Here is a 2,171-nt window from a genome sequence, read left to right on the forward strand (position 1 = left end):
CACGTTATTCAGACTTTGCTATGTCTTGATAATGATAGGGGGATATCACTTATTTAGAATCTAGATCAAGCGAATGGGGAGGTAGAGCTAAATCGTGATTCTTGACAACAGCAATGAGCACTAATGGAATTTCTTCCTTTCTAGTTCTGAAATGACACCTCAAGTACCGCACCATCCATTAATCAGATAATTTAAATGTTGCGGATGACTTCACGCAAGAAGTCAATCAATTGATTGTTGACACCAATAAGCTCGCTAATCTTAGTGCAGATTCCATTCACTTTATGCATTTGGATGAAACAGCCTAAAACAAGTAAAATTACTGAGATTGCATTTAGGCAAATTGCTCTATCAAGACTTCGAACTCGATCTTCGAGGTCTTTTATTCTTCTTTCATGATCCATGTTATTTTCCTTTCCCCCATCCTCAAGTACCGCACCAATGTAAATTGGCTTATCCCCACATCTCCTTACATGCTTTTTTGAATTCAGGAAAAACGTTGGTAAACATACTGATAGGAACCTGTTTGGCACCACAAATAACCTTAGATACATTTGAACTCTTGTATTCCTCAGATTCCTGAACCATATGGATCATCCGATATGCCATTACTTTGTTGATTCCTAGTGACATTACGTCTTTGTATCCTAATAATGTTTTTGCCATGCGTCTTCCTCCTTTCTGTGGTAGTTATTTTTAAATCTAAGAAGGTTAAATAAGGCCTTCTTTTTTTAATGCCAAATAAATTGCCCTGCTTCTACAAACTTCAATCACCTGCTTTAAATACTCAATATCATTACAATCATTCAATTTCTCTAGAAATGATTCTCTTTCAACTGGATTAAGCGATTCGCAAAAGTTTTTGTTTTCCATAATGTATTCTCCTTTCTGTGGTAGTCGTTGGTAGTACTATCAATAAATGTTTAACATGTTAAACATTATCTGTAAAAAAAATTTGCTCGACTTTCACATTTAATGCCTTGGATATTTTAAAAAGAGTATCTGTAGTGGTATTCGTTAAAGCTCCACTCTCTAAACGGGCAATTAAATTTTGTGAAACCCCTGATTTTTGAGCTAATTCGGCCTGAGATAAATTTTCTTTTTCTCGCAATTCCTTAATTTTGAATCCCATCTCAATCACCACCTTTCTTTTGTACACTTGGAGTTTAACATATTAAACATCGTAATTCAATAGTTTTGTTTAAAATATTAAACTTTTTTCTTGCTAAAACGGTTCAATTTGTTTAATATATTAAATGTAGAATAGTATAAATATATAGGAGAATAATAAATGAGACTCGGAGAAATTATTAAACAATATAGAATAGAAAACAATTTAACTACTGCTGAACTTGCTTCTAAATGTAGTCTAAGCAAAGGGTACATTTCAATGTTAGAAAATAACTTTAAACCTTCTGGAAGAAAAAAAGACATTACTCCATCTATTCAAGCGGTCAAAAAACTTGCGAACGGTACCGGTATCGAATTCGATGCATTACTTGCTTCGATTGATGGTGAAGTATCTTTAATACCAACAAAAGAAGAATATCTTGAATTTATCCTTACTCCCCACGAAAAAGAACATCTTACCATTTATAGATCACTTGACGACAAAGGCCAGCACACAGTGGATACGGTTGCTCGTATGGAACTGGATCGGGTTAAAGGAGATAAGTAATTTATGTATGTAAATATATCTGGTTTTGATTATAAAATGGAGGAGTTTAGAATGGAAAAAGTTAATATTTATTGCGATGAAAGCTGTCATTTAGAACATGACTCAAGTAATGTAATGGTTATTGGAGCTATTTCATGTGATAAAGATATTGCATCAGAAATTAACAAAAGAATAAAATTTATCAAGCAAAAACACCATGTGTATAAATACGCTGAAATCAAATGGGTTAAAGTGTCTAAAAGCAAAATTGAAATGTACAAAGAATTAATAGACTTATTTTTCGAATATGATAATTTGCTCTTCAGGGCAGTCGTAGCATCAGATAAAGATAAATTAATATTTGGAAATGCTTTACCTACATATAATGATTTGTATTACAGAATATATTACCTAGTATTGAAAGAAATGCTTGAAGTTGGTTTTTGCTACGATATCTATATTGATATAAAAGATACACGTGGTAGTACAAAAATAGATAGTTTAAAAGATGTTT

The 2,171-nt window shown here is 32.4% G+C and carries 5 protein-coding genes; 2 read left to right on the forward strand and 3 right to left on the reverse strand.

Translation table 11 applies throughout. The annotated features are described in order from the left end of the window. Positions 1–453: 453 nt before the first annotated feature. The 3 genes from ACZQCL_RS08950 to ACZQCL_RS08960 are packed head-to-tail and all read right to left on the reverse strand — an operon-like array spanning position 454 to position 1,132. Entirely contained in the window at positions 454–666 is a 213-nt protein-coding gene (locus ACZQCL_RS08950; protein WP_270432507.1) for a hypothetical protein, read from the reverse strand. Between the two features lie 45 nt (positions 667–711). After that, a complete protein-coding gene (locus ACZQCL_RS08955) occupies positions 712–873 on the reverse strand; it encodes a hypothetical protein (RefSeq protein WP_302317550.1) in 162 nt (53 codons plus the stop codon). Positions 874–931: 58 nt separating this feature from the next. Continuing rightward, positions 932–1,132, reverse strand: a complete 201-nt coding sequence (locus ACZQCL_RS08960) for a helix-turn-helix transcriptional regulator (RefSeq protein WP_270432505.1) — start codon at positions 1,130–1,132, stop codon at positions 932–934. Between the two features lie 159 nt (positions 1,133–1,291). Here ACZQCL_RS08960 and ACZQCL_RS08965 point away from each other — a divergent pair, with 159 nt between their 5' ends. Further along, entirely contained in the window at positions 1,292–1,678 is a 387-nt protein-coding gene (locus ACZQCL_RS08965; protein ID WP_482482897.1) for a helix-turn-helix domain-containing protein, read from the forward strand. A gap of 51 nt (positions 1,679–1,729) precedes the next feature. Further along, positions 1,730–2,171, forward strand: a 442-nt coding sequence (locus ACZQCL_RS08970; RefSeq protein ID WP_482482899.1) for a DUF3800 domain-containing protein, incomplete at its 3' end; no start/stop codon positions are given.

The organism is Holdemanella sp. (assembly GCF_056804935.1).

What these genes read in the sequence shown, in the direction of transcription:
- ACZQCL_RS08950 (WP_270432507.1), bottom strand. Translation starts at nt 666, where the DNA reads ATGGCAAAAACATTATTAGGATACAAAGACGTAATGTCACTAGGAATC.
- ACZQCL_RS08955 (WP_302317550.1), bottom strand. Translation starts at nt 873, where the DNA reads ATGGAAAACAAAAACTTTTGCGAATCGCTTAATCCAGTTGAAAGAGAA.
- ACZQCL_RS08960 (WP_270432505.1), bottom strand. Translation starts at nt 1,132, where the DNA reads ATGGGATTCAAAATTAAGGAATTGCGAGAAAAAGAAAATTTATCTCAG.
- ACZQCL_RS08965 (WP_482482897.1), top strand. Translation starts at nt 1,292, where the DNA reads ATGAGACTCGGAGAAATTATTAAACAATATAGAATAGAAAACAATTTA.